This window comes from Streptomyces chumphonensis (assembly GCF_014779715.1).
In the GTDB taxonomy this organism is placed as follows: Bacteria; Actinomycetota; Actinomycetes; order Streptomycetales; family Streptomycetaceae; genus Streptomyces; species Streptomyces chumphonensis.
The window spans coordinates 1-21,748 of record NZ_JACXYU010000009.1 but is presented as its reverse complement, the minus strand read 5'-3'; the positions used below and the strand labels follow the sequence as shown (position 1 = coordinate 21,748).

The 21,748-nt window shown below is 75.0% G+C and carries 19 protein-coding genes; 14 read left to right on the top strand and 5 right to left on the bottom strand.

Annotated elements, in window-relative coordinates; all coding sequences use genetic code 11:
- The first annotated feature begins 57 nt into the window (after positions 1 to 57).
- The 9 genes from IF129_RS17115 (at position 58) to IF129_RS17075 (ending at position 10,160) form a co-directional block, all read left to right on the top strand.
- Positions 58 to 2,928 (top strand): Na+/H+ antiporter subunit A, encoded by a 2,871-nt coding sequence (locus IF129_RS17115; RefSeq protein ID WP_191210567.1) that lies wholly within the window; start codon positions 58 to 60, stop codon positions 2,926 to 2,928.
- Positions 2,925 to 3,362 carry a Na(+)/H(+) antiporter subunit C gene (locus tag IF129_RS17110; protein WP_318153794.1) on the top strand — a complete coding sequence of 146 codons (438 nt, stop codon included), beginning with the start codon at positions 2,925 to 2,927 and terminating at the stop codon, positions 3,360 to 3,362. The genes IF129_RS17115 and IF129_RS17110 overlap by 4 nt, the downstream gene beginning before the upstream one ends.
- A complete protein-coding gene (locus tag IF129_RS17105; RefSeq protein ID WP_191210566.1) occupies positions 3,359 to 4,870 on the top strand; it encodes a Na+/H+ antiporter subunit D in 1,512 nt (503 codons plus the stop codon). Before IF129_RS17110 ends, IF129_RS17105 begins: the two co-directional genes overlap by 4 nt.
- Complete coding sequence (locus IF129_RS17100; RefSeq protein WP_191210565.1) at positions 4,867 to 5,472, top strand: Na+/H+ antiporter subunit E; 606 nt, start codon at positions 4,867 to 4,869, stop codon at positions 5,470 to 5,472. Before IF129_RS17105 ends, IF129_RS17100 begins: the two co-directional genes overlap by 4 nt.
- On the top strand, positions 5,469 to 5,735 hold the full coding sequence (locus IF129_RS17095) for a monovalent cation/H+ antiporter complex subunit F (protein ID WP_191210564.1): 267 nt from the start codon (positions 5,469 to 5,471) through the stop codon (positions 5,733 to 5,735). Before IF129_RS17100 ends, IF129_RS17095 begins: the two co-directional genes overlap by 4 nt.
- Positions 5,732 to 6,091 (top strand): monovalent cation/H(+) antiporter subunit G, encoded by a 360-nt coding sequence (gene mnhG, locus IF129_RS17090; RefSeq protein ID WP_191210563.1) that lies wholly within the window; start codon positions 5,732 to 5,734, stop codon positions 6,089 to 6,091. The genes IF129_RS17095 and mnhG overlap by 4 nt, the downstream gene beginning before the upstream one ends.
- Before the next feature lie 262 nt (positions 6,092 to 6,353).
- Positions 6,354 to 9,257: an AfsR/SARP family transcriptional regulator gene (locus IF129_RS17085; protein WP_191210562.1), complete on the top strand. Its 2,904-nt coding sequence runs from the start codon at positions 6,354 to 6,356 to the stop codon at positions 9,255 to 9,257.
- A 199-nt stretch (positions 9,258 to 9,456) separates the two neighbouring features.
- Positions 9,457 to 9,615, top strand: a complete 159-nt coding sequence (locus tag IF129_RS17080; protein WP_191210561.1) for a hypothetical protein — start codon at positions 9,457 to 9,459, stop codon at positions 9,613 to 9,615.
- A 239-nt stretch (positions 9,616 to 9,854) separates the two neighbouring features.
- Positions 9,855 to 10,160, top strand: coding sequence for a hypothetical protein (locus IF129_RS17075; RefSeq protein ID WP_191210560.1), 306 nt, complete (start codon positions 9,855 to 9,857; stop codon positions 10,158 to 10,160).
- Positions 10,161 to 10,275: 115 nt separating this feature from the next.
- Here the strand turns inward: IF129_RS17075 and IF129_RS17070 are convergent, their stop codons facing one another.
- Together IF129_RS17070 and IF129_RS17065 are read right to left on the bottom strand one after the other, a co-directional pair.
- Complete coding sequence (locus IF129_RS17070; protein ID WP_191210559.1) at positions 10,276 to 12,720, bottom strand: serine/threonine-protein kinase; 2,445 nt, start codon at positions 12,718 to 12,720, stop codon at positions 10,276 to 10,278.
- Between the two features lie 197 nt (positions 12,721 to 12,917).
- Entirely contained in the window at positions 12,918 to 13,871 is a 954-nt protein-coding gene (locus IF129_RS17065; RefSeq protein WP_224755125.1) for a VOC family protein, read from the bottom strand.
- 357 nt (positions 13,872 to 14,228) lie between these two features.
- Here IF129_RS17065 and IF129_RS17060 point away from each other — a divergent pair, with 357 nt between their 5' ends.
- Entirely contained in the window at positions 14,229 to 14,876 is a 648-nt protein-coding gene (locus IF129_RS17060) for a TetR family transcriptional regulator (RefSeq protein WP_191210558.1), read from the top strand.
- 117 nt (positions 14,877 to 14,993) lie between these two features.
- Here IF129_RS17060 and IF129_RS17055 read toward each other — a convergent pair whose 3' ends face one another.
- Entirely contained in the window at positions 14,994 to 16,163 is a 1,170-nt protein-coding gene (locus tag IF129_RS17055) for a S8 family peptidase (RefSeq protein WP_191210557.1), read from the bottom strand.
- A 247-nt stretch (positions 16,164 to 16,410) separates the two neighbouring features.
- Here IF129_RS17055 and IF129_RS17050 point away from each other — a divergent pair, with 247 nt between their 5' ends.
- Entirely contained in the window at positions 16,411 to 17,559 is a 1,149-nt protein-coding gene (locus IF129_RS17050; RefSeq protein WP_224755124.1) for a flavin-containing monooxygenase, read from the top strand.
- A 223-nt stretch (positions 17,560 to 17,782) separates the two neighbouring features.
- Here IF129_RS17050 and IF129_RS17045 read toward each other — a convergent pair whose 3' ends face one another.
- Positions 17,783 to 18,280 carry an ATP-binding protein gene (locus IF129_RS17045; RefSeq protein WP_191210555.1) on the bottom strand — a complete coding sequence of 166 codons (498 nt, stop codon included), beginning with the start codon at positions 18,278 to 18,280 and terminating at the stop codon, positions 17,783 to 17,785.
- 368 nt (positions 18,281 to 18,648) lie between these two features.
- Here IF129_RS17045 and IF129_RS17040 point away from each other — a divergent pair, with 368 nt between their 5' ends.
- Entirely contained in the window at positions 18,649 to 19,116 is a 468-nt protein-coding gene (locus IF129_RS17040; RefSeq protein ID WP_191210554.1) for a hypothetical protein, read from the top strand.
- Between the two features lie 31 nt (positions 19,117 to 19,147).
- On the opposite strand, the gene IF129_RS17035 is transcribed toward IF129_RS17040, so the two are convergent.
- Complete coding sequence (locus IF129_RS17035) at positions 19,148 to 19,507, bottom strand: STAS domain-containing protein (RefSeq protein ID WP_191210553.1); 360 nt, start codon at positions 19,505 to 19,507, stop codon at positions 19,148 to 19,150.
- A gap of 358 nt (positions 19,508 to 19,865) precedes the next feature.
- On the opposite strand from IF129_RS17035, the gene IF129_RS17030 reads away from it, so the two are divergent.
- Positions 19,866 to 20,453, top strand: coding sequence for a sigma-70 family RNA polymerase sigma factor (locus tag IF129_RS17030; protein WP_191210552.1), 588 nt, complete (start codon positions 19,866 to 19,868; stop codon positions 20,451 to 20,453).
- On the top strand, positions 20,450 to 21,748 hold a 1,299-nt coding region (locus tag IF129_RS17025; RefSeq protein ID WP_318153793.1), incomplete at its 3' end, for a zf-HC2 domain-containing protein. The genes IF129_RS17030 and IF129_RS17025, both read left to right, overlap by 4 nt.

The following is a 21,748-nucleotide window of genomic DNA, read 5'->3' as shown; positions in this document are numbered from 1 at the left end:
GGCGAGCGCCCGCGTGCCGAGCCGGGCGTCCGGCCGGCCGGAGGGAGTGGACGCTGCGTGCTGGGGCTGGTGGTGCTGCACCTCGGTTGTGCCGCCGCGCTGCCCGTCCTGACCCGCTGGCTGGGCCGGGCGGTGTGGGCCGTGGCGGCCGTGGTGCCGCTGGCCGCGCTCGGCTGGGCGTTCGCGCAGGCCGGTCCCGTGCTGGACGGCGGCGCGGTGACGGAACGTCTGGCCTGGGCGCCGGCGCTCGGCCTGGAGCTGGCGTTCCGGCTGGACGGGCTCGGACTGCTGATGGTCGCGGTGGTCGGCGGCGTCGGGGTGGCGGTCCTGGCGTACAGCGCGTACTACTTCCGGCGGGACACCGGCCGTGAGGCGGGGCTGCTGCTGGCGTTCGCGGGCGTCATGTTCGGTCTCGTGGTGGCGGACAACCTGTTCCTGCTCTACCTGTTCTGGGAGCTGACGAGCGTCGCCTCGTTCCTGCTCATCGCCGGACGGGGACGGGGACCCGAGCACCGCAGGGCGGCGGAGCAGGCGCTGCTGGTGACGGTCGCGGGCGGCCTGGTGATGCTGCTGGGCTTCGTGATGCTCGGGCAGGCGGCCGGGACGTACACGCTCTCGGAGATCCTGGCCGACCCGCCGCGCGGCGGACTCGTGCCGGCGGCCCTGGTGCTCGTCCTGGTCGGCGCGTTCGCCAAGTCGGCCCAGTACCCGCTGCACAACTGGCTGCCGGCCGCGATGGTGGCGCCGACCCCGGTGAGCGCCTACCTGCACGCGGCGGCGATGGTCAAGGCCGGCGTGTACCTGGTGGCGCGCCTGGCGCCCGGGTTCGCGGAGGTGGCGCCGTGGCGGGAGCTGGTGCTGGTCGTCGGGCTGTTCACGATGGTGGCTGGGGCCTGGCAGGCGCTGAAGGAGACGGACCTCAAGCGCCTGCTCGCCTACGGGACGATCAGCGAGCTGGGCCTGCTGATCGCGCTGCTGGGCGTGGGCACGCGGACGGCCGCGCTCGCCGGGGTGCTGACGCTGCTCGCCCACGCCCTGTTCAAGTCGGCCCTGTTCATGGTCGTGGGCATCGTCGACCACCAGTGCGGCACACGCGACCTGCGGGAACTCTCCCGCGTCGGGGCGGCCCTGCCCGGTCTGCTCACCGTCGCCCTGCTGGCGGCGGCGTCCATGGCCAAGCTGCCCCCGTTCGTCGGGTTCCTCGGCGAGGACGCGGGCTTCGAGGCGTTCCTGCACGACGCGTTCGCCGGGCACGGCTGGGCGCTGGCCGCGCTCACGGCCGGTTCGCTGCTGACGGTGGCCTACACGGCCCGGGCGGTGTGGGGCGCGTTCGCGGGCAAGCCGGGGGTGGCGGCGAACGGCCCGCAGCGCCCGGCCGCCGGGTTCGTGGCGCCCGCCGCCGCGCTGGCCGGGCTCGGCCTGGCGACCGGGCTCGCCTACCCCGCCACGGCCGCCCTCACCACGGCGTACGCCGACCTGTACCCGCACTCGGGCGGCGGCACGCCGTACGAACCGGCGCTGTGGCACGGCCTCACCCCGGCGCTGGGCCTGTCCGCGCTGACCCTCCTCGGCCTGGCCGTGCACGCCGCCCGGGACCGGCTGGCCGCCGTGAGCGCCCGGCTGCCGCGACTGCCGGACGGCGAACGGGCCTACCGGGCCGCGCTGGTCGGACTCTTCCAGGGCGCGGTGTGGGTGACGCGTCGCACCCAGGTCGGTTCGCTGCCGCTGTACCTGACGGTCGTCCTCGTCACCGTCGTGGCGCTGCCGGGGGCCGCGCTGCTGCTGGCGGCGCCGCCGCTGGACGGGGTGCCGGTGTGGTGGACGCCGCTGGAGGTGCCTCTGGCGGTCGTCGTGCTGACGGCGGCCGTGGCGGCGACGCTCATGCGGAGCCGGCTGACGGCCGTGCTGGTGACGGGCGCCGTCGGGTACGCGGTCGCCGCCCTGTTCGTCCTGCACGGTGCTCCGGACCTGGCGCTGACGCAGTTCCTGGTCGAGTCGCTGACGCTGGTGATCATCGTGCTGGTGCTGCGGCGGATGCCGACCCGCTTCACCCCGGCCGAGCAGGCGCCGAGGGCGCGCCGGCTGCGGGCGGCGGTGGCGCTGGCGGTGGGCGGCTTCGTCGCCGCGTTCGCCGTCGTCGCCTCGCAGGCGCGGCGGGGTGAGGGGGTGTCGGTGGAGTACCTGCGGCGGGTGGGCGAGACGGGCGGGGAGAACGTCGTCAACGCGATCATCGTCGACTTCCGCGCCCTGGACACGCTCGGGGAGATCTCCGTGCTGCTGGTGACGTCCATCGGGGTCGCGAGCCTGGTGCGGGTGTGGCGCGGCGCCGTCGCCGAGCCGGCCTCGGCCGCCGGTGCCGGTCCGCGGGGACCCGGCCCGCGTGCCGCCCCGCAGCGCGGCGAGGAGACCCGGGCCGTCTCCTGGGACGCCCCGCACGAGCGGTGGCTGCCCGGGGCCGGGGACCGCGCCGGCACGGAACGCTCGGTGCTGATGGAGGTCGTCGCCCGGCTGCTGTTCCCGTCCGTCGTCGTGCTCTCCCTCTTCCTCCTCTTCTCCGGCCACTACCGGCCCGGGGGCGGCTTCGCGGGCGGGCTGGTGGCCGCGCTCGCCTTCGTGCTGCGCTTCCTGGTGGGCGGACGCGCCGACCTCGGTCTGGCGGCGCCCGTGGACCCGGCCGTCGTCGCCGGAGCCGGGCTCACCCTGGCGACGGTCACCGGCACCCTGCCGCTCGCGTTCGGCTCACCGGCGCTGACGAGCACGCCCTGGGAGGTGCACGTGCCGCTGGTGGGCGCGGTGCACGCGACCACCAGCCTGTTCTTCGACATCGGTGTCTACCTGCTGGTCGTCGGCGTGGTGCTCAAACTCCTCGCCGCGTCCGGCGGCGCGCGGGTGCCCGCCCGTCCGGCGTCCGGGAGGGGTGGCCGGTGAAGACGCTCGACCTGACGATGGCCCTGGTCGTGGGCGGTCTGTTCAGCACCGGGGTGTACCTGCTGCTGCAACGCTCCCTGATGCGCGCCCTGCTGGGGTTCATCCTGCTGGGGCACGGTGCGAACCTGCTGCTGCTCGTCGTGGGCGGCCCGCCCGCCGCGCCGCCGATCGTGGCCGGGGGCGAGTCGCCCGACCCGCGGGTGTACGCCGATCCGCTGCCGCAGGCCATGGCGCTCACGGCCATCGTCATCACGTTCGGCGTGACCACCTTCCTGCTCGCCCTGGCCTACCGCTCCTGGCTGCTGTCCGGGCACGACGAGACGCAGGACGACGTCGAGGACCGCCGCATCGGCACGGCCGCCGAACGGGCCGACGTGGAACCGGCCCCGGCGGCGCGGCCGGACACCCCCGAGCGTGGGGAGGGCGACCGATGACGGCGCTCGTCGCCCTGCCGGTCCTGCTGCCCGTCCTGGCGGCGGGCCTGGTGCTGGCCCTCCACGGACGCGCCACGGCGCAGCGGGCGCTGACGGTCGCGGTCCTGACGGCCGTCCTCGCCGACGCCGTCGTGCTGCTGGTCCGGGTGGAGCGGGACGGGCCGGTGGTGATGGAGGTGGGCGGCTGGCCGCCGCCGCTGGGCATCGTCCTCGTCGCCGACCTGCTGGCGGCGCTGCTGCTGGTGGTGGCGGTGCTGGTGGCGCTCGCGGTGCTGCTGTTCGCCGTCGGGCAGGGCCGGGGCGACCCGGAGAGCACCCTGGCCATGCCCTTCCATCCGTCCTACCTGCTGCTCGTCGCGGGGCTGGGGCTGGCCTTCCTCGCCGGCGACCTGTTCAACCTCTTCGTCGCCTTCGAGTTGATGCTGGCCGCCTCCTACGTGCTCATCACCCTGAACGCCGGACGGCCGCGCGTGCGGGCCGGCATGACGTACGTGATGACGAGCCTCACCTCCTCGCTGCTCTTCCTGACCGCCGTGGCCCTGGTGTACGCGGCCACCGGCACGGTGAACCTGGCGGACCTGGCCGGGCGGACGGAGGGACTGCCCGAGGGGGTGCGGGCGGCCCTGAGCCTGCTGCTGTTCGTCGTGTTCGGCATCAAGGCGGCCGTCGTCCCGCTGCACTTCTGGCTCCCGGACAGCTACCCGACCGCGCCCGCGCCCATCACCGCCGTGTTCGCGGCGCTGCTGACGAAGGTCGGCGTCTACGCGACGGTGCGCGTGCAGACGCTGCTGTTCCCGCGCGAGGACCTGTGGTGGACGGCCGCCGTCGTCGCCGTGGCGACGATGCTCGTCGGGCTGCTGGGGGCCGTCGCGCAGGACGACGTCAACCGGCTGCTGTCCTTCACCCTGGTCGGCCACGTGGGGTACATGCTCCTCGGGCTGGCGCTGTTCGACGTCGCGGGTCTCGCCGGCACGATCCTCTACGTCGTCCACCACATCATCGTGCAGGCGTCCCTCTTCCTCGTCGCGGGGCTGGTGGTGGCGGCGACGGGCACCGCGTCCCTGTCCCGCATGGAGCGGGGCGGCGCGGGCCGGGTGGTGCCGCCGGGCGTGCGCCCGCTGTTCGCCGTGGCCGCCCTCAGCCTCGCGGGCATCCCGCCGCTGTCCGGCTTCGTGGCGAAGTTCGCGCTGCTGCGGGCCGCCGTGGCGCACGGCGGTGCCGGGGCGTACGCGCTCGCCGCCGCCGCCCTGCTGACGAGCCTGCTCACCCTCTACGCCATGGTCCGGGTGTGGCGTGCGGCGTTCACCGGCCCGGCCCGGCGGGGCCCGGCGAGGACGGCCGGGCGGTCGGGCTCGGCCCTGACGGTCGCGGCGACGGTCTGCACGGTGCTGGCCGGCCTGACGGTGACGGTCGGCGCGGGGCCGCTGGCCGACCTCAGCGAACGGGCGGCCGACGCGCTGGTGCACGCCGACGTCTACCGCGAGGCCGTGCTCGGAGGGCCGCGATGAGCGGGGGCGGGCCGGCGTCCGGCCGGAGGCGGGCGCTGCACCCCCTGCGCCAGACGGCGGGCGTCCTGTGGCTGTGGGCGCTGTGGGTGCTGCTGTGGGGCACACCGAGCGCCGTCGTGGTCGTCGGCGGCCTGCTGGTGTCCCTCGCCGTGACCTTCGCCTTCCGGCTGCCTCCGGTCGCGCACCGGGCGGCGCTGCGCCCGGTGCTGCTGGCGGTGCTCGTCCTGCGGCTGCTGGCCGACCTCGTGGTCTCCGCCGTGGACGTCGCCGTGGCCGCCGTCCGGCTGGGCCCGCGCGCCCGCGCGGCCGTCGTCGAGGTGCCGCTCGCCGCCGACAGCGACCTGATGGTCACCGGGACGGCCGTGCTCACCACGATGACGCCGGGAAACCTCGTGCTGGAGATCGACCGCGACCGGCGCCTGCTGTACGTGCACCTGCTGCCGGTCTCCGGACCGGCGGCGGCCCGGAGACGGCGGCAGGACCTGCGCGCGACCGAACGGGAGGTCGTGCACGCCCTCGGCCCGGCGGACGCGCCCCACCCCGAGGACGGCGACCGCCCCGAGGATCCCGCACGGCCCGACAACGGGAAGGAGACGCCGTGACCCCGGTGTTCGCCATCGCCCTCGCCCTGCTCTCGGTGGCGGGGCTGCTGACCCTCATGCGCCTCGTGCACGGGCCGGGCGCCCTGAACCGCATCATCGCCCTGGACGTCACGGTGACGCTCCTGCTGGCCGGTGTCGCCGTGGACGCCGCCCGGCGCGGCGAGGGCTCGGGGGTGCCGCTCCTGCTGGTGCTGGCCGTCCTCGGGTTCGTGGGCTCCGTGACGGCCGCGCACCTCGTCGAGGAGCGGGAGGGGGTGCGGTGACCGCCTTCCTCGACGCCGTCTCGGCCGTCCTGCTGCTGGCCGGGTCCGCGTTCTGCGTGCTGGCCGCCGTGGGGCTGCTGCGCTTCCCCGACCCCGTGTGCCGGCTGCACGCGGCCGCGAAGGCCCAGACGCTGGGGGTCCTGCTCGTCCTCGTGGGGGCGGCCTTCCACCTTCCGGGGCGGTACGCCGTGCCGCTGGTGCTGGTGGCGCTCTTCCAGATGCTGACGGTCCCGGTGACGAGTCAGATCGTGGGCCGCACCGCCTTCCGCACGGGACGGGTGCACCGCGACGGGCTGGTGCTCGACGACCTCGGCGAGCGGCTGCGCCGGGAGCGGACCGGGCGCGACGGCCGTTGAACGCGGGCCGGGTCGCCCGGACGGGCCGTCAGCGGAGGGGAGCGCGGTACGGATTCGGCCACGTGGGGGCCAGGGGCGGTGCAGCGCGCCGAGCGAACTTCTTGTAGCTTCGGTCAGTTGGGACGCCGCGTGTCCACGTCAACCCGCCGGTGTAAGGGGTCGGAACCCAGCCAAAGCGGCCGGTACGGAGCTGCCGATTCCGGGCGGGAGAAGGCACACTGTGGTCCACGCGGCACCGAAGGACGGAACTGAGGGGGCACGCATGGCAGCCGACCCGGGCACGGGGCTGCGCTTCGCGGTGCTTGGGCCCATTCGCGCCTGGCGCGACGGAGAGGCGCTGGCCACCGGCTCACCACAGCAGAAGGCCCTGCTCGCCGCTCTGCTGCTGCGCGGCGGGCACACCGCCACCGCGTCGGAGCTGGTCGACGCCATCTGGGGCGAGGAACCCCCGCAGCGGGCGCTGGCCGCCCTGCGGACCTACGCCTCCAGACTCCGCAAGGTCCTCGGGGCGCAGACGCTGGTCAGCGAGTCCGGCGGCTACGCCATCCGGACCGGCCCCGCCGCCCGCGTCGACGTGGACGAGGCCGGGCGGCTCTGCGCCGACGCCGAGAAGACCGCCCACTCCGGCGACCGCGGGCGGGCCCGCGCCCTCTACGGCGAGGCCCTGGGCCTGTGGGACGGCGAGACACTGGCCCACGTGCCGGGCCCCTACGCGTCCACCCAGCGCACCCGGCTGGAGGAGTGGCGGCTCTCCCTCCTCGAACACCGGCTGGACCTGGACCTGGAGACGGGCTGCCACGCCGAGGCCGTCTCCGAACTGACCGCGCTCACCGCCGCGCACCCGCTGCGCGAGCGCCTGCGGGAGCTGCTGATGCTCGCGCTCTACCGCAGCGGACGCCAGGCGGAGGCGCTGGCCGTCTACACCGACACCCGGCGGCTGCTCTCCGACGAGCTCGGCGTCGAACCGCGCGCCGAGCTGGCCGAGCTCCAGCAGCGCATCCTGCGCGCCGACGAGTCCCTCACGGCCCCGGCGGAGGAGCCGGCCGTCCCCACCTTCGTCCGCCCCCACCAACTGCCCGCCACCGTGCCGGACTTCACGGGACGGGCGGCGTTCGTCCGGGAACTGGGCGAGCGGCTGTCGACGTCGGAGGGCCGGGTCATGGCCGTCTCCGCCGTGGCCGGCATCGGCGGCGTCGGCAAGACGACGCTGGCCATCCACGTCGCCCACGCCGGCCGGGACCACTTCCCCGACGGGCAGCTGTACGTCGACCTCCAGGGCGCCAGCCCCACCCCGGCCGAGCCGGAGGCCGTCCTCGGCGCCTTCCTGCGGGCCCTGGGCACGCCCGACGCGTCGATACCGGACGGCGTGGAGGAACGCGCCGCGCTCTACCGCTCGCTGCTCTCCGGACGCCGCATCCTCGCCCTGCTGGACAACGCCCGGGACGCGGCACAGGTCCGGCCCCTGCTGCCGGGGACCGGCGGCAGCGCCGCCCTCATCACCTCCCGCACCCGCATGATCGACCTGGTCGGCGCGCACCTGGTGGACCTGGACGTCATGAGCCCGGAGGAGGCCATGACGCTGTTCACCCGCATCGTCGGCGCCGAGCGCGTGGGCGCGGAACGGGAGGCCGCGCTGGACGTCGTGGCCGCCTGCGGGTTCCTGCCGCTGGCCATCCGCATCGCCGCCGCCCGGCTGGCCGCACGGCGCACCTGGACGGTCGAGGTGCTGGCCCGCAAGCTCGGCGACGAGCGCCGCCGGCTGGACGAGCTCCAGGCCGGGGACCTCGCGGTGAAGGCCACCTTCGAACTGGGCTACGGGCAGTTGGAGGCCGAACAGGCCCGTGCCTTCCGGCTGCTGGGCCTCGCCGACGGCCCGGACGTCTCGCTGGCGGCCGCCGCCGCCGTGCTGGACCGGGACGCCGACACCACGGAGGAGCTGCTGGAGTCCCTCGTGGACACGAGCCTCCTGGAGTCCGCCGCACCCGGCCGCTACCGCTACCACGACCTGCTGCGCCTCTACGCGCGTGACTGCCTGCAACGGGAGGGGCTCACCGAGCACGGCCGACAGGCCCTCTCCCGGCTGCTCGACTTCTACCTCGCCACCGCGACGACCGCGCACGCCCTGGAGCGACCGGGCGAACGGCTCGTGGACTTCCTGGAGCGCACGAACGTCCCCGGCACGGCGTTCGGCGACCGGAACACGGCCATCACCTGGCTCTTCGCCGAAGCGCCCGGCATCCTGGCCTGTGCCCGGCAGGCCGCGGCCGACGAGGCGGCGCTGCGCCGCGCCACGGACCTGCTGCTGGCCACCCGGGACCTCGCCGAGTCGGGCAGCCACGTCCGGCAGTACGAGCAGGCCGCCCGCACGCTGCTGGACGCCGTCCGGCGGACCGGCGACGTCTACGCGGAGGCGCGCTGCCGCCTGGTGCTCACCCTGCTGCACCTGGAGGCGGGACGCTTCCCGGCGGCCGAGACGGAGGCCCGCCGGGCCCTGGAGTGCGGACGGCACAGCGAGGACGTCCTGGCCACCTCCTACGCCTACAACCTGCTCGGCATCATCGCCAACTACCAGGACCAGTACGAGGCGGCGGACGCCTGGCTCGGCGAGGCCCTCGCCGCCTTCCGCCGCTACGACAACGAGCCGTCCATCGCCAGCGCGCTGTGCAACCTGGCCCGCGCAAAGCTCGGCGCCCGCAGGACGGACGAGGCGGTGCGCCTCGCGCGGTCGGCCGTGGGCATCTACCGGCAGAACGAAGGGGCCATGCGGCTGGCCAACGGCCTCTACACCCTCGGCATCGCCCTCAGCGCGAAGGGCGACGTGCAGGACGCGCAGGCCCGGTTCAGTGAGGCGCTGGGCATCTTCCGCGACTGCCGACAGCGACTCTGGGAAGGCATGACCCACTTCCGCATCGCCTCGCTGAGCCTCTCCGACGGTCAGGCCGCGGTGGCCGCGGGCCAGGCCGAGCAGGCCCTGGCCGTGCTCTGCGGCGTCGGGGGCCCCTGGCGACGGGCCAACGTGCTGACGCTGCTGGGCCGCGCGCTGGCCCGGATCGGCCAGTACGGGCGTGCCGAGGCGTGCTGGCGGGAGGCGCTGACGACCTACGAGGAGCACGACAGCTCCGAGGCCGGCGCCGTGCGCGAGTTGCTGGCGTCGGTCCCGGCCTGAGGCCCGGCGGGCGCTCGTTCATCGTTCGTTTATCGCCGCCCGCCATGCTGGTCGTGTTGGTTCGCCCCACCGGGGGAGGCGGGGCGGACCACGGGGGGCGGTCGTGAACGGCGGTGCTCTGCACCGCCGTTCGCCGGGCGGCCGGCGGGGGAGCCGCCTGGCAACGGCCGTATCGCACCACCAACGGGAGGAAGAGAACATGGTCACCAGCGAGCGCAAGAAGGTTCGGGACGGCGCCAAGCCCCGGGACCATCACCAGACGGGGGAGCCGATCGCCGTCGTCGCCGACGACGACGAGCAGTCGGGCGAGATGGTGGCCATGGGCGATCACCACCAGACGAGCGAGCCTGCGAACTGATCGCCACCTCGGGGGGAGCAACCGGTCACGACGACCTGGAGGGGAGTCGTCGTGGCCGGTTCTCGTCGTGTGCGCCCACCGGTCGCCGCGTCGATAATCAGCCAATTCCTTTTCTCCGTCCCGCAGGACCGGAGAGCACCCATAGCCTGTACGAACAAGCGATCACGAAAGCGAAAGGAAATGGCATGACCCGAAAGAGGACTGTGCTTGCGGCCTTCGCCATGGCAACGGGAGCCCTCGTGGCCGCTGCCGGTTCGGCCGTCGCCGGGGAACAGCGGGCCACCGGTGCGGGCGACTTCCACCAGACCGCACCCCCGCCGGACTTCCACCAGACGGTCGTCCCCGCCGACTTCCACCAGACCGCGGAGACCTCGGACTTCCACCAGACGGACTTCCACCAGACGGCGGACTTCCACCAGACCGCTCCCCCGCGGGACTTCCACCAGACCGACTTCCACCAGACGGTCGTCCCCGCCGACTTCCACCAGACCGACTTCCACCAGACGACCGGTCCGGCCGATGCGCCCGCCACGGCCCGCGTCTGACGCGGACCGCACCCGACGGCCGCCCGGCCGTCCGCACGACCCCGCCCCACCGCGCCGTGGACGCGCACGCGGTGGGGTTCGTGCGTGACCGCGCCGGAACGGGCCGGGGCGCCGGTCAGCCGGGGGGCTGGCGGGTGCCGCGCTCGGCGTCCAGCGCGTAGACGCAGCGGTCCTTGCTGCACGCGTACACCACGCCGCCCGCCACCAGCGGGGAACCGGTGATCTCGCCGCCCGTCTCCAGCTTCCAGCGGAGCTGGCCGCCGACCGCGTCGAGGGTGTAGAGCGACTGGTCGGTGGAGCCGAAGTGGACCCGGCCGTCGGCCGCCACGGGCGCCCCGACGAGGTCGCCCCGGGCCTCGAACCGCCAACGGCCGGTGCCGGGAACGGCGTCGATGGTGTAGAGCGCGTCGCCGCTGGCCACGTGGACCAGCCCGTCGGCCACCACGACCGGTTCGACCGAGCCCCGGGCCTTGGTGGGAATGCGCCACCGGTCGTGGCCGGTGGCCGCGTCGATGGCGTACACGACACCCCGGTAGTCGGCCAGGTACAGCCCGCCCCCGGCGACGGCCGGACCGGGCGCGAACGCCGGGGGGCACAGGAAGGCGTCCGGGGCGTGGAAGCGCCAGCGCTCCGCGCCGCTCGCCGCGTCGAGGGCGAGGACCCGGGCCCCCGCGCAGACGTAGAGCGCGCCGTCGGGCGCCGGAAGCAGCCGGATCGGGACCCCGCCCGTGGCGGAGGCGTCGCCGACGGCGTACGTCCACCGCTCGGCACCGGTACGGGCGTCCAGCGCGTACAGCCGGCCGTCGGCCCACAGGTGGACGGTGCCCCGGTGCAGCACGGGTGCCGCGTCGGCCGTCTCGAAGTCCGTCTGCGCGCCGGTGAGTTCCCACAGGCGCTCGCCGTCGGCCGCCGACCAGGACTGGACGGCGCCGCCCCGGGTCGCCGTGACGACCACGCCGTCGCCCGCGCTCAGCGCGTACACCCAGGCGTCCACGGACGTCTTCCAGTGCTCGGTCCCGGTGCGGGCGTCCAGGGCGTAGAGGCTGGGGCCGTCCGAGGCGTGCACCCGGCCGTCGGCCACCGCCATGGACCAGGCGACGTCGCGGGTCTTGAAGCGGCGCCGACCGGTCGTCGTGTCCAGGGCGTGCACCTCGAAGGAGGTGACGTAGAGCAGCCCCTCGGCCACGACGGGCGTGCCCCAGACGTCGTTGGACATCCGGAACCGCCACGGCCGCCACCGTCCGCCCGCCCCGTCGGGTGCGGGGACGGGCGGGGCGGGCGCCGGGCCGGCACCGGACGGGCCCGACACGGGCGCGGCCTGCGGCGGGGTGCCCGGGGCGGCGGCGGTTCCGGCGGGCGGGCTGACCCAGTGGGTGCCCGGCACGGGGGCGGGCCCGCGCAGCTCCCCGAGCCGGGGCCCCGGCCCGATGGGCGCGGGCGCACCGGCGAGGCGCACGGGCGGGCCGTCGGCCGGAGCGGCTCCCGCGTGGGCGGGCACCGGGGCGGGGGTGAGGGGACTCGGACCCATGGGCGCGGGCCGTACCGGGGGCGGCGCGAAGCGCTCCGGGGTGGGTCGGTGCCCCCCGGCGGACCCGGGGCCGGATCCGTGACCCTCGTGCGGGGCGGGCCCGGGCGGCTCCGGGGGCCGGCGCACGGGTCGGTTGCGCCCGCCGCGCTTGCGTTCTATCAGCTCCACGGCACCCCCGGGGAGCCATGCCGACGCGGTGCCGCTGTCGTCGCTTCCGGAGGAGAAGAGGTGCGGGGCGAGCTGGGACTGGAGCTGGGCCGGGGTGGGACGCCGCTCGGCCTCGGGGTTCATGCAGGACTCGATGAGCGGCCGCAGGTCGGCGGGCAGACCCTCCAGGTCGGGCCCCTCCCGCAGCAGCATGAACACCGTCTCCACCGGGTTCGCCCCGTGGTAGGGGGCGTGGCCGGTGGCGGCGTAGACCAGGGTGGAGCCGAGGGAGAAGACGTCGCTCGCCCCCGTCACGCTGCGGGAGTCCTTGGCCTGCTCGGGCGACATGTAGGCCGGGGTGCCGACGGCGACGTTGGTCATGGTCAGCCGGGTGTTGGACACGCCGGAGGCGATGCCGAAGTCGATGACCCGGGGGCCGTCCTCCACCACGAGGACGTTGGAGGGCTTCAGGTCGCGGTGGACGAGTCCGGCGCTGTGGATGGACTGGAGCGCCTCGGCGATACCGGCCGCGAGCCAGCGCACCGCCTGGGTGGGCAGCGGCCCGCACTCGGTGATGATCTCCTCCAGGGAGGGCGCCGGGACGTAGGCGGTGGCCAGCCACGGGATGGCGGCGCGCGGGTCGGCGTCGACGACGGCTGCGGTGTAGAAACCGCTCACGGCGCGGGCGGCCTCGACCTCGCGGGTGAAGCGGACGCGGAAGAGGTGGTCCTCGGCCAGCTCCGTGCGCACCGTCTTGATCGCGACCCGGCGCCCGGAGGCCGACCGGGCCAGGTAGACCAAGCCCATCCCGCCCGCGCCGAGCCGCCCGAGGACCTCGAACGGACCGATCCGGCGGGGATCGTGCTGCGTCAGCTGATCCACCATGTCCCTGCCACCTCCCCGTAGGGGCTCGCTGTCGTCGCCCGCCCCGGTGCCGCTGCTCACCGCTGCCGTACCGGCAGCGGTCCCCGGACCGATTGTTCCTGTCGGAGTCCCACAAGGCGAACCCGGGGCCCGTTCGGCCGTGTCCGCCCACGGGAGGACGGCCCGACCCCGCCGCGTCGGCCGCGTGCCGGACGACGCTACTGGGCGGGCCGCTCCGGCGGGGCCAGAACGGCGAACGTGGCGCCCTGGTTGTCGCGGCACACCGCCCAGCGGCCGTAGGGGCCGCTCTCCGGCTCCCGGCGCACCCGGCCGCCGAGGCGCTCCACCGTGCCGACGGCCGCGTCGCAGTCCTCGACCGCGAAGTAGGTGAGGAAGTGGGCCGGGAGCTCGGGCGGGGTGCCCTCCTCCAGCAGGCAGCGGGCCGTCACGGCGGCGGACTCGTCGGCCGGGCCGCTCCGGGGCACCCACACGACCATCTCGGGTTCCTCCCCCCGCCCGTCGGCGTCCCGGACGTCGGCGGGGTCGAGCGGCCGGTAGCCGAAGACGTCGGGGTAGAAGGCGTCGACGCCGGCCGGCTCGCGGGTGTGCACCTCGGCCCAGACGTAGGCGCCCGGTTCCTCCCGCACCTCGAACCCCGAGCGCTCGGCGGGCTGCCACAGGCCGAACACGGCGCCGCCGGGGTCCGCCGCGACGGCCATGATCCCGGCCGGGCCGCTCCCGACGGGGCGGGGTTCGTTGATCACCTGACCGTCCGCCGCCCTGATCCGCTCGGTGGTCGCCGCGACGTCCGCGGTGGCGAGGTACACGGTCCAGACGGTGGGCATGCGCCCGTCGGTCTTGCGCATCAGTCCGGCGGCGCGGCGTCGGCCCAGCCGGGCGACGGTGTAGGCGCCCTGCGCGGCGGGCCCCGCCTCGTCGAACGTCCAGGCGAACAGCTCGCCGTAGAAGCGCTTGGCGGCGGCCAGGTCGGGCACCATGGCGTCGGCCCAGCAGGGCACCCCCTCGGCCACGGCCGCGTTCGCCGGTTCGCCCGCCCTCCCGTCAGCCGGCTCGTTCGCCGCTTCGGTCTCCGCGCCGGTCGGCTCCTCGGCCGGCCGGTCGGCCCGGGTGCCCTTCGGCCCCTCGCTCGGTGCCGCTTTCGCTTCGGCCATCGCTCCGGCCCCTTCCTCGCGGGTTCGTGGGGTGCGTCGTGGGCGGCGCGCCGCCGGGAGGCACCGCGCCGATCCCGCGCCGACGCCGCGCGGACCGGGCGCCGTCGGCACCTCGCGCGCGAGCGGATGCGCACCGCTTTCGCACCCGTTTGCCCGGTCCACCGCATTCTGGCACTCCGGTCCGGTTTCGCGCCTTTTCACCGGGCCCGCCCGAGGGACGGAAGGCCAGCGGGACAAACTGCGGCACACCGCACGAAGGCACCGCGACATCACCGGACGAAGCCGGACGAAGCTCCGCCCGGTACCCGTTTGCCTGTGGCCGGATGCGGGCCGAACGTCCGTCGATAAGCTGACGACATGACAGGACAAGTTCGAACTGTTGACGGCCGGGTGGCCGGACGGCGCGGACAGGCGACCCGTCTGAAGCTGCTCGACTGCCTCAGCGACATGCTCAGCTCGTCGCCCTACCGCGATGTGAAGGTCATCGACGTCGCCCGCAAGGCGGGCACCTCGCCCGCGACCTTCTACCAGTACTTCCCCGACGTCGAGGGCGCCGTCCTGGAGCTCGCCGACACCACCGCGAAGGAGGGCGGCGGCGAACTCGACGCACTCGTCGCCGGCCGCTCCTGGACCGGCAAGGCGGGCGCGCGGAGCGCCGAGGACCTCGTCGACGGCTTCCTGGCCTTCTGGCGCCGCCACGACGCGATCCTCCGGGTGATCGACCTCGCCGCCGCCGAGGGGGACAAACGATTCACCCGGCTCCGGACGAAGCTGCTCACCTCCGTCGTCGGCTCGCTCACCGAGGCCATCAAGGAGCAACAGGCCAAGGGCCGGGTGGACAAGAACGTGAGCGCCGCCGCACTGGCGGGAACGCTGGTGACCACCATGACCGGGGTGGCGGGCCACCAGAAGGGCTTCTCCTCCTGGGGCGCCAAGCAGGCGGACGTCAAGCCCGCTCTCGTGCTCCTCACGCATCTCGGCGTCACCGGCCGCAAGCCCGCCTGACGGTTCCGGCCCGGCGGGGCCCGGCCGGACCTGTCACCGGCCGGCGCGCCACGACCGGCCCGCGCGGTGGCGGACGCGTCCCCGTTCCCGGGGCACGCCCGCCACCGCGCTCCGTCGTCAGCCGAGGCTGTAGACCAGCTTGTTGGGCGACCCCTGGACGTCGGCGAGCACACCGTTCGTCGACGCGTCCAGCACGGCCGCGGCCACCTCCGCCGGCGCGGCCGAGGTGTGGGTGGAGAGGTAGATCGCCGCCGCGCCCGTGACGTGCGGCGCCGCCATGGACGTGCCGCTCCGCGTCGTCCAGGCGGTGTCCGAGGTGTGGCCCGTGGAGACGATCGAGGAGCCCGGGGCGAAGACGTCCACGCAGGAACCGTGGTTGGACCAGCTCGCGCGGGCGTCGGCCGAGGTCGTGGCCGCCACGGTGATGACGGACGGCTCCCGTGCCGGGGACTGGGTGCAGGCGTCCTTGTCGCTGTTGCCCGCCGAGACGGCCACGGTGATGCCCGCGTCCACCATCTTCCGGATCGCGGCGTCCTTGGCGTCGCTCGCGCTGCCGCCGATGCTGACGTTCGCCACCGCCGGCTTGACGGCGTTCCTCGCCACCCAGTCGTAGCCGGCGAGGACGTTGGCGGTGGTGCCGAGGTTGTCGCAGTTGAGCACCTTGACGGCGACGATCCTCACCCGCTTGGCCACGCCGTAGGTGTTGCTTCCGAGCGTGCCCGCGACGTGGGTGCCGTGGCCGTGGCAGTCGGCCGCCGTGGTGTTGTCGTCCACGAAGTTGTAGCCGTAGCGCGCGCGTCCGCTGAACTCCGAGTGCTGGACGCGGACACCGGAGTCGACGACGTAGGCGGTGACGTTCGACGCGGTGGAGGTGTAGTCGTAGGTCGAGTTCAGCGGGAGAGCGCGCTGGTCGACCCGGTCCAGACCCCAGACCGGGTCCACCTGGGTGCCGTCGCCGCGCTCGACGCGGTTGGGCTCGACGTAGGCGACGGCCGGGTCGGCGGCCAGCTTGCGGGCCTCCTTCTCGGACGCCTTGACCGAGAAGCCCTCCAACGCGCTCGTGTACGTGCGGTCCAGGGCGCCGCCGTGCTCCTTCGCCAGGTCCTTCGCCCGGTTCCGCACCTTCGCGGCCGGTTCCTTCCCGCGGTCCTTCATGACGACGATGTACTCGTCCTGCACGACCGGGCCGCCTCCGGCGGCGTTGCGGATCGTGCCCAGCGGATCGGGTTCGACCGCGACCGCGTCACCGGGAGCCAACGCGAAGACCGCCAGCACGGCGGCGCTCACGGCACCCGCCCCCCACACCATCCGTATTCGCACTTCCGTGCCCTTCCCTCCGAGCTGAACCTCTGTGCACGTGTGTCACAGAACGCGCACACGACGTGCGAACTGTAGTGGCTGAAACGCGCGGGTGACCCGGGTGGAAGCGAACGGAGTTGCGGGAGGCCGGTTCCGGGGGCGAGCTGACGGCGGGTCCGCGCCCGTCGGCGGACCGGGCATCGCCGCCCGGCGGCACGGGACTAAGCTCATGAACATGCCCATGCCCGCTCAGGACACGACTTTCCCGGTGTACGTCGTCGGTGCCGGACCCGGCGGACTCGCCACGGCGGCGGCGCTCAGGGCGCGTGGCGTCCGTACCGTCGTCCTGGAGAGGTCCGACCGCGTCGGAGCCTCGTGGCGTCGCCGCCACCGCACCCTGCGCCTGCACACCACCCGCCGCAGCTCCGCCCTGCCGGGGCTGGCCGTGCCGCGCTCCGCCGGGCGCTGGGTGCCCGGCGACGTCTACGCCGACTACCTGCGGCGGTACGCCGAGCACCACCGACTGGAGATCGCCGCCGGCGTCGAGGTCGCCCGCGTCGAACGCCCCGAGGGCGGGGAGGGATGGCTGCTGCGGGCCAACGGCGGTCGCGAACTGCGCGCCTCAGCCGTCGTGGTGGCGACGGGCCACCACCGCACGCCCCGGCTGCCCTCCTGGCCCGGCGCCGAGGACTTCCCCGGCCCGTTCGAGCACGCCTCCCGCTACCGCGACGCGGAACCCTACGCGGACCTGGACGTGCTGGTCGTGGGGGCCGGGAACACCGGCACGGAGATCGCCGCCGACCTGGCCGCCCACGGCGCCGCGCGGGTCCGGCTCGCCGTACGCGGGCGGCCGTACCTCGTCCGCAGGGCGACGCTCGGCTGGCCGGTCCAGGCCCGCCACGTCCTCCTGCGTCGCCTGCCGGACCCGGTCACGGACCGGGTGGCGGCGGTGCTGCGCCGGATCACCGGACCCGACCTCTCGGCCCAGGGGCTCCCGCGAGCGGAGCACGGCCTGTACTCCGCCGCCCGGCGCGGGACGCCACCGGTCGTGGACACCGGCTTCGCCCGGGCCGTGCGCGGGGGCCGGGTGGAACCCGTGGCGGCGGTGGAGTCCTTCGAGGGCGAGAAGGTGCACCTGGCCGACGGCTCGACGATCGCCCCGCAGGCGGTCGTCGCCGCGACCGGCTACCGGCCCGGACTGGAGGAACTCGTCGGCCACCTCGACGTGCTGGACGGGCGCGGGGTGCCGAGGCCGCCCGCGCACCGGGCCGCCGCCCCGGGGCTGTACTTCACCGGATTCACCGACCCGGTCAGCGGCGTCCTGCGCGAACTGGGACGGGATGCGGACCGGATCGCGAAGGCGGTGGCCCACTCCCGGCGCTGACCGCCACGCCGGATGGCGGTGTGACTCCGCGCAGCGGACACGGCACCGCCACCCGGCTCACCGACGACGACCCGCACTCGCCGAGGAGGACGGAGCGCAGTGCTGCGCGCGGCCCCTCGACGTCCCCTCACGACGAATCGCTCCCGTCCAGAGTGATCACCCGCCTACCAAAGGTCAACACCTGGTCTGGACTTGACATCGCGGAATGTCCCGATTCGTGGCGCTATACCCCGGGGACGGGATGGGCATATGCCATCATCCGGGGTCCGTGCGCCGCCTGACGCGCCGGGGCGCCACCGTCCCCCTCGGCGAGGTCGACGAGCCGGGGGCAGCCGTCGAGTTCGCACCAGATGCGCTTGCCGCCGCCCTCCGGCTGCCAGCCCCAGCGGTCCGCGAGCCCCTCCACGAGCTCCAGCCCGCGCCCGCCGGTGTCCGCGTCCCCCGCGCGTCGGGGCCGGGGCGCCACCGCGCTCGCGTCGGCCACCTCCACCCGGACGGCGCCGGCCGGGGCGCCGGCCAGCCTGATCCGCAGGACGGCCGGTGCGCCGGTGTGCACGACGGCGTTCGTCACCAGCTCGGAGATCAGCAGGATGAGCGTTTCGCCCAGCGGACCGTCGGCGCTGACCCCGCAGCCGGTGAGCCGCGCCCTGGCCCACCGCCGGGCGCGGCCGACCTCCGTCGGGTCCGCACCGATCTCCAGTTGCGCCTGAAGCACCTGCACCGTTCACACCACCAGTACCGACGAAGTCACAACGCGTGACACCGGCTAGAAGCCTGCTGGACACACCCCGGCCCGGACAAGCCGATCAGGCGTATTCCGGCGCAAAGGAGTACCCGCACCGCAGACTGTGCGACAGCCGTCACGATGAGTCGAACGGGAGGAAGCCCCCCGTCGGTGCCGCGTCTCACGGAGGGTACCGGAGGTCCGGGCACGTCGGACCCACCCGTTCGTCACGGACCCGTATCGACCGGCGCCGATACCCGACGCGACCTCCCGACCCCCCCGCGCGCGGCCTCACGACGACTGCGGAGCGTGGCCGTCCGCCACCCGGCCCCCATGACGGACCGTCACCATGATGGACTGGAGCGATGCAGGCACTCACGGCGATCATCGCGGTCCTGGGCACGCTGCTCGGATCCTCCGCGACCTACGTCTTCCAACGCCGCATAGCCGAACGCACCCGGCACCTGGAGGACCAGACGCGCCGGCGCCAGGAACGCCTCGACGCGTTCGCCGCCTACGCCGGCGCCCTGCACAACTACCGCCGCCTGACGGTGCACCGCTGGTTCGTGGTGAACGAGCGACCGGACTCCGAGGACGTCAACGCCATCACGCGGGAGGTCTACGAACTGCGCGCCGACGCCGTCGAGGTGGGATTCCGCGTGCAGTTGCTCACCGACGAGCCGGCCGTACGGGAGAGCGCCACCACCGCACTGCGGTCGATCACGGGCCTGCACGACGTCTGCCAGACCCGCGAGGAACTGGACGTGCACCGGGCCACCTCCCGGACGGCCATCCAGGACTTCATCACCGCCGCCACCCCCCTCAGCCGCTGAGCGCCCGACGCGATGCCACGGGTCGACGCGCCTACGCGCTGAGCGGGCGGGCGGCGACGTCCGTGGCGGCGTCCAGGTCGGGGTAGCAGGCGAACAGCCGCCGCACCCCGAGGGCGGCGAGCACCCGGTTCACGTGGGAGCCGTCGACCGCGCCCTTGGCGGGAAGGATCAGGCGCAGGCTCCCGGTGCAGGCGTGCATGAGGCGACGGGACGCGATGAGCACACCGACGCCGCTGGAGTCGCAGAACTGGACGTGCGACAGGTCGAGCACCACGTTCAGTCGACCGCCGGCGACGGCGTCGTGCACGTGCTGGCGGACCGCAGGAGAGGTCACCAGATCGAGTTCGCCCGAAACCCGAAAGACGGTCCACTCCCCCCGCTCTTCCTCCATCACCTTCAACGACACGTCACCGAAGCCTTTCCCTCGCCCTGCCGGAATCGATCCTTCCACGGCTCGGCTGCCCTCAGCGGCAACCCGCGAAACGAACTGGTCCCTCCCGACCCTAAGCCCACAGCCCGCTCCCCCTCACGCGCGTTCCCCTCCCCTGCGCGCGACCCGACGACGACATACGACGCCAAACCGTGCACACCGGACAGAAGACCAGCCGCACTTCCCTGCGACACCTGCACACAGTGACGCGTCCAGCACCCCGTGGAGTTGCCTGAGCGCTGCACATTGCCGCAAAGGCGCCCGCGTTGTCACCCCCTTCCCCTACATTCGACGTACGCGAAGGACTGGGAGCCGGGAGATGGCACAGGACGCACCACCGCGTTGGGACCGCAAGATGCGGCAACGCCTCATGCGGGGCGAGGCGGCGGCCCTGGGCGAGCTGTACGACCGGTTCGCCTCCCTCGTCTACGGCCTGGCCCACCGCGTCCTCCAGGACGAGGAGGCGGCGGCCGGAGTGACCCGGGAGGTCTTCGCGCACGTCTGGGAGCACCCCGACACCTACCGCCCGAAGGAGGGCCCGCTGCGCTCGTGGATGGCCGCCCTCGCCCAGCGGCACGCCGTCCAGCAGCTCCGGCTGCGCCACCGGGAGGACGGCAGACCGCCCGACCAGCTGGAGCAGCGGGTGCGCGCCGCCTCGGCCGCCGCCCGCGCCGACTACATCGTCACGGCCATGCCGGTCACCCTGCGCAGCGCGCTGGAGCTGGCCCACCGCGAGCGGCGCTCCTACCGCGAGGCCGCCCGGGACCTCGGCGTCACCGAGGACGAGGCGAGGCGGCGGCTGCGGCTCGGCCTCCAGCTGCTCTCCACGGCCGCGCCCGCCGCGCCGCGCCCACCCGGGGCGCCGGGCGGGCCGGACGGCCCCGGCGGCCGGGGCGGTGCACGGTGAGCGGCCCGCGGCTGCCCGGCCCCGACGGCCTGCCCGGGGACGGCCGGGAGGAGCCGCCGCGCATACCGCCGCCCCGCGCGGCCGCCGACGACCACGGGCCGGGCCCGGCGGTCCCCGCACCCCGGGACGGCACGGCGGAGGGCGTCGCCCGCGCCGTACCGGAGCCCACCGGTCCGCCCGCGCCGGACAAGACCGCGCCGGAGGAGGCCGCGCCGGGGAAGGCCGCGGCGGGGAAGGCCGCGGCGGGGTACGACCACAGCACCCTCAAGTCCCTCCTCGGCGCCTGGGCGCTCTCGGCGTGCCCGCAGCACGAGACGGCCGCGGTGGAGGCCCACCTGACCGACTGCGCGGCCTGTGCCGAGGAGGCGCTGCGCCTGCGGGACGCCGTCGGCCTGCTGCACCACGAGGAGAACCTGGACCTCGACCCCCTCCTGCGCACACACGTCCTCGCGGGCTGCCTCGACCGCCGTCCGGCCCGGATCCCCGTCCCGGTGTGGGCCGCGCCCTACGACGCGGAGACGGCCCGGCTGGACGCGCTGCTGCGCGACATGGGCGCGGACGAGTGGGGCGCCGAGGTGCCGCTGCGCTGGTTCGACGGCGAACGGCGCCGGTCCCGGACGGCGACCGTGGGCCAGGTCATCGGGCACCTGACCGCCGTCGACGGCCTGCTCGCGACGGCCCTCGGCCTGCCGGACCCGGTGCCGGGCGCGGAATCGGACTCCGCGACGGTCCGCACCGAGGCGTACTGGCACGCGCTCGCGGCCGGGCCGCAGCGCGCCGCCCACCGGCCCTGGCGGGCGCAGACGCACGCGCTGGTGCAGGCCGCGTCCTTCGCCTCGGGCCGGGCGGACGGCGTGCTGGTCCCCGGCTCGCACCTGCCGCTGCCGGACGCCTTCCTCGACCGCGCCTTCGAGTGCTGGGCGCACGCCGCCGACGTCGCCGAGGCCGTCGCCTACCCGCACGGCAGACCGGCCGCCGGCCACCTGCACCTGCTCGTCGACTTCGCCGCGCGCACGCTGCCGCAGGTGCTCGCCGCCCGGCGCCGGGCCGGGCTGGCCGCGCCCGTCCGGCGGCTCACGGAGGCGGGAACGGCGGGCCGCTCGCTGCACCTGGAGATCGAGGGCGCGGGCGGCGGCCACTGGTACATCCCGCTGGACTCCCCCGGCGCGCTCGGCACGAAGGAGTCCGCCGTGGCGCACGTGGCCCTGGACGGGCTCGAGTTCTGCCAGTTGGCCGCGGGGCGGGTGAGCCCGCGCGACGCGGCGGCCGGCGCCGAGGGCGACACCGAGGCCGTC